General features: G+C 69.9%; 1 protein-coding gene. It reads left to right on the forward strand.

The window, feature by feature from the left end:
• Positions 1 to 1639 (forward strand): IS1182 family transposase (locus ACFZBT_RS40760; RefSeq protein WP_391115666.1); only part of this gene is annotated, 1639 nt, incomplete at its 5' end.
• Positions 1640 to 1666 lie beyond the last annotated feature (27 nt).

Genomic DNA, 1666 nt, shown 5'->3' on the forward strand with positions numbered 1-1666 from the left:
CCCGGCGGAGACGGTGCGGGTGGCTCGGGCCGCGTTCCCGAAGGGGAGTCTGGCGATCCGGGTGCGGGACGAGCTGGGGCCCATGTTCACGGACGAGGAGTTCGTGGACCTGTTCCCGATACGGGGCAGGCCTGCCTGGTCACCGGGCCGGCTCGCGCTGGTACTGGTGTTGCAGTTCGTCGAAGGGCTCACCGACCGACAGGCCGCGGAAGCGGTCCGGGCCAGGATCGACTTCAAATACGCCCTCGGGCTTGCACTGGATGATCCGGGGTTCGACTTCTCGGTGCTGTCGGAGTTCCGGGACCGGCTGGTGGGGGCCGACGCCGGGCTGCGGGTTCTGGACGGCATCCTGGTCGCGGCCCGGGAGAAGGGCCTGCTCAAGACGGCGGGCCGCGCCCGCACCGACGCCACGCATGTGCTGTCGGCCGCCCGTGAGCTGTCCTGGCTGGAGATGGTGGCCGAGACTCTGCGATCCGCGCTCAACGCGATTGCCCAGGCCGCCCCGGACTGGCTGACGCGGGTCGCCGAGCCAGACTGGTTCAGGCACTACGCCACCAGGGCCGAGGACTCCCGGTTCCCCAAGGCCCGCGCCAAACGCGATGAGGTGGGCTTGCGGGTCGGTCGTGACGGGATGCGTCTGCTGGAGGCGGTCTTCGCCGCTGACGCACCGGCCGGTCTCGGCAGCCTGACGGAGGTGGAGACCTTGCGGCAGATGTGGGTCCAGCACTTCCACCTGGTAGAGGGCGAGGTGAGGCGACGGGACCCAAAAGACCGCCCGCCGGGCGCGTTGCGCCTGGTCACCCCCTATGACACCGAGGCCCGGGGCAGCGTCAAACGGGACACCCTGTGGGACGGATACAAGGTCCACCTGACCGAGACCTGCGAACCCGGCGCCCCGAACCTGATCACGAACATGGCCACCACCCTCGCCCCCGTCCACGACAGTGTGACGGTCCCCGAAATCCACGACGCGCTGGCCGAACGAGACTGCCTGCCCGCCGAGCACTGGGTCGATGCCGGATATCCCACCGCCGGCCAGGTCGTGACCGCGCGCCGGGAGCACGGCATCAGCCTGCACGGGCCGATGGCCGCCAACACAGCCGCGTCGGCCGACGGCCCCTTCGGACAGGACTCCTTCACCATCGACTGGGACCGCGAGCAGGTGACTTGCCCGAACGGCGTCGTCAGTACGCAGTGGGCCGAGCGGCGTTCCCAGCAGGGCCTGCCTGTCATCCGGGTCCGCTTCAGCCCGGCCAACTGCCGCCCCTGCCCCCACCTGCGTGACTGCGTCAGCTCGCCTACAGCCCAGCGCCGGGAACTCAACCTGCGGCAGGGCCGCGACGAACACGAAATCGTCCGAACGGCCCGAGCCGAGCAGCGAACCGATGCCTGGAAAGAGCGGTACAAGATCCGCGCTGGCATCGAGGGCACCATCTCCCAAGCCGTCGGGCGCTGCGGCCTGCGCAGATCCCGCTACCGAGGCCTCGCGAAGACCAGCCTCCAACACCAACTGACCGGCGCCGCGATCAACCTCGCCCGCATCGACGCCCACCTCGCCAGCACCCCCCGGGCCCGCACCCGCACCAGCCACTTCGCAGCACTTCGCCCCGCCGACCACAAGGTCGACGGGGCGAAGTAGGAAGGCCCCGGATTAACCAACAGCATC

The organism is Streptomyces sp. NPDC008137 (assembly GCF_042957035.1).
Lineage (GTDB): Bacteria > Actinomycetota > Actinomycetes > Streptomycetales > Streptomycetaceae > Streptomyces.